Raw genomic sequence first — 2,794 nt, 5'->3', positions numbered from 1 at the left:
CAGAGAAATCCCCATATCGGCTAGAAACTCTATCTCCATTGCTCGATTAATTCAAAATGATGAACTTGTTCTCTGGCTAACCAAGAAGCATATAATAAACATTGGTGAATATCTTCTCTTTCTAGGTCAGGGTATTCCTCTAATATTTCCTCTATCGGCTTTTCGTTAGCAAGTAGATTAAGAATTAAAGAAACAGGAATACGCATTCCTCGAATACAGGCTTGACCTGCCATAATTTTGGAGTTAAAAGTAATTCGGTCTAATTGTTTTAAGGTCATATAGTTTCCAGAAATATGAAGATGATACCTGTGGTAATTTTATTATAGCTAATTCTATAGTTGCGAGTGGAAGTGGGAAATTACTCCTTCAGTGAGGGTGCAAAGCTTGTCTCCAACCCCACAGGGAAGATTAGGGAATGGTGAGGTTTTAAGTTGTAGTAGTATAGTATAACAAGTTAGACGAGAAAACGGTTTTTTTTAAAAACCCGTTTTCTGAAATCTTATGCTAAAGTTCAACAACGAACCTAATTAAAGCCAAACCCCAATTGATTCTAGTCATGAATAAATTTCTCAAAATCTTTACCCCCATTTCCCTGATATTAATTACGGTAGGATTTCCGGCGGCGACTTTTAGCAACACTGTTGGAGTTAACACAATTTTTCAGGTAAAAGGGAAAGTTACCGTTAAAAAACCACAATGGAAGAAACCTCTTCCTGCTTCTGTCGGACTTACCCTCAGTTTTGATGATAAGTTAGAAGTGGCAGCTAACGCTTCCGTTAAGGTTTATTGTAGTAATCTCAAGCAGTGGACGGTTAAAACAGGAAAGTATATTGTTTCTGGTGGCTGTCCTCGGGGAAATTCTGTGATTTCACTTCCCAATATTAATAATACAACCCTCCGTCCAACAGGAAAAACAGAGAAAGTCTTAGCAAAATTACCTTACCTAATTACTCCCCGTGAAACGAATATTATTACCAATCGTCCTCCACTGCGGTGGAATGCTGTTCCGGGTGCAACTAATTATACTATCAAAATAGATGGGGTTAATTGGGAAACGCAGACAAATAAAACTGAAATAGTCTATCCCGGTGAACCTCCTCTGGAAGCAGGAAAGCGATATCGAGTAACCATAGAAGCTGATAATGGTGCGTCTTCTAGACGTGATGATGAAAACGTCGGGTTTACAGTATTAGATGAACAGACGAAGAAAACGGTTTTAGATGCTGTTAAAGCTGTTCAACAGCAGCAATTATCCCCGGAGGAAGCAGGGTTAGTTTTAGCGCATCTTTATCGAGGTTATGGGTTGTATGGGGATGCGGTTGAGGTATTAGAAGGATTGGTGAAGCAAAATAGTCAGGTTGCTACGGTTTATCAACTGTTAGGGGATACTTACCTTAAGATGGGTTTACCTCAGTTGGCAAAAAAACCTTATGAAAAAGCGTTAAAACTGGCAACAAATACGCAGAATTTGTCAGAGCAAGCGGAGATACAAGCGGGTTTAGGAATAGCTTATCGTCTCTTGGGAAATAAGGATGAGGCGATACAGTGGTTAACCAAGGCGAAGGGGACTTATAATCAGTTAGGAGATACTTCGCAGGTTCAGGAATTGGATAAAATAATTAATGACATTTTAAGGAGGGAGTAAGGATGAAAGTTATAGCACTCCCGTAGGGGCGAAGCATTCGGGCAATAACCTATCGCTGAAACCGTAGATTTCTTATCCGAATGCTTCGCCCCTACAACTTATTTGAAATTACTATAAATTATTGATGATGGCTACTACTTTTGTACGGAGGTAATTACACAATGGATAAAGATAAACTCATAAAATATCGTCAAGCAGTGCAAAATTTGTTAAGTCGCTATGTAGCAGAAGATGTTACCGGTGAAGACGTAGAAGTACAATTAATATTTGATGTGGAACGGGATCATTATCAGTGGATGAATGTAGGATGGGAAGGTTTAAAACGAGTTTACCGCTCGATTGTTCATTTTGATATTCGTGATAATAAGATTTGGCTACAACAAAATTTAACGGAATTGAATCCAGCAGAGGATTTAATTTCAATGGGTGTTAAGAGGGAGGATATTGTTTTGGGACTGCAACCACCTTATAAACGGCCTTATACTAATTATGGTACTTAAAACAAATTCTCCTTGTCCCCTTGTTCCAAGGCAAAGCCTTGGAACACAATATCTAAGGCTCTGCCTTAAAGTAATGCTATAACTGTGGTGAGGTTGTTTTTAGTAGTGAAACAGCAGAAAAAATCAGAATTTTACTACAGCACAAGGCTCAACCCGACAAATCTATTCAAGTTAATGTTTTTGCCTATCAATAAACTCTAGGGATAAAAAACCAATGAAAGTATCAATCAAATCAGGGATAGCGGTTGTCGTCATTACCGGGATGATGGGATTATCGGGAGTCATGTTAAACCCAACGGTGGGACAGGTGATTTCTCAGGTTTCAACGCAAGATAAATTAGCCGAAGCTGAGAGGCTAACTCAGCAAGTTATTCAATTGTATCAGCAGGGGAAATACAACGAGGCGATTCCCCTAGCAGAACAAGCTTTAGCTATCATCAAACAACAATTAGGAGACAACCATCCCCTAACTGCACAAAGTCTCAACAATTTGGCATTACTTTACTATTCTCAAGGAAGATATAGCGAAGCCGAACCTCTCTACAAACAGGCTTTAGCTATCTGGAAACAACAATTAGGAGACAACCATCCCCTTACCGTCGCCATTCTCAACAATTTGGCTGCACTTTACGAGTCTCAAGGAAGATAC

Annotated in this window: 4 protein-coding genes; 3 read left to right on the top strand and 1 reads right to left on the bottom strand. The window is 39.2% G+C overall.

Features of this window, described 5'->3' with window-relative positions; genetic code table 11:
- Positions 1–29: 29 nt before the first annotated feature.
- The gene (locus MICAI_RS03780) at positions 30–278 is read right to left on the bottom strand and encodes a DUF433 domain-containing protein (protein ID WP_002743172.1); all 249 of its coding nucleotides are present in this window, start codon (positions 276–278) and stop codon (positions 30–32) included.
- Positions 279–556: 278 nt separating this feature from the next.
- On the opposite strand from MICAI_RS03780, the gene MICAI_RS03775 reads away from it, so the two are divergent.
- The 3 genes from MICAI_RS03775 to MICAI_RS03765 form a co-directional block, all read left to right on the top strand.
- The gene (locus tag MICAI_RS03775; protein WP_008197994.1) at positions 557–1,645 is read left to right on the top strand and encodes a tetratricopeptide repeat protein; all 1,089 of its coding nucleotides are present in this window, start codon (positions 557–559) and stop codon (positions 1,643–1,645) included.
- A 161-nt stretch (positions 1,646–1,806) separates the two neighbouring features.
- Entirely contained in the window at positions 1,807–2,145 is a 339-nt protein-coding gene (locus MICAI_RS03770; protein ID WP_002735894.1) for a XisI protein, read from the top strand.
- A 262-nt stretch (positions 2,146–2,407) separates the two neighbouring features.
- Positions 2,408–2,794 (top strand): tetratricopeptide repeat protein (locus MICAI_RS03765; RefSeq protein ID WP_369751896.1); only part of this gene is annotated, 387 nt, incomplete at its 3' end.

Source organism: Microcystis sp. T1-4 (assembly GCF_000297435.1).
Taxonomy (GTDB): Bacteria; Cyanobacteriota; Cyanobacteriia; order Cyanobacteriales; family Microcystaceae; genus Microcystis.
The sequence above is the reverse complement of the archived record's forward strand: the minus strand, read 5'-3'. Positions and strand labels throughout refer to the sequence as shown.

Excerpts from the sequence above, each read along its gene's own strand:
- MICAI_RS03770 (WP_002735894.1), top strand. The coding sequence starts at position 1,807 with ATGGATAAAGATAAACTCATAAAATATCGTCAAGCAGTGCAAAATTTG.
- MICAI_RS03775 (WP_008197994.1), top strand. The coding sequence starts at position 557 with ATGAATAAATTTCTCAAAATCTTTACCCCCATTTCCCTGATATTAATT.
- MICAI_RS03780 (WP_002743172.1), bottom strand. The coding sequence starts at position 278 with ATGACCTTAAAACAATTAGACCGAATTACTTTTAACTCCAAAATTATG.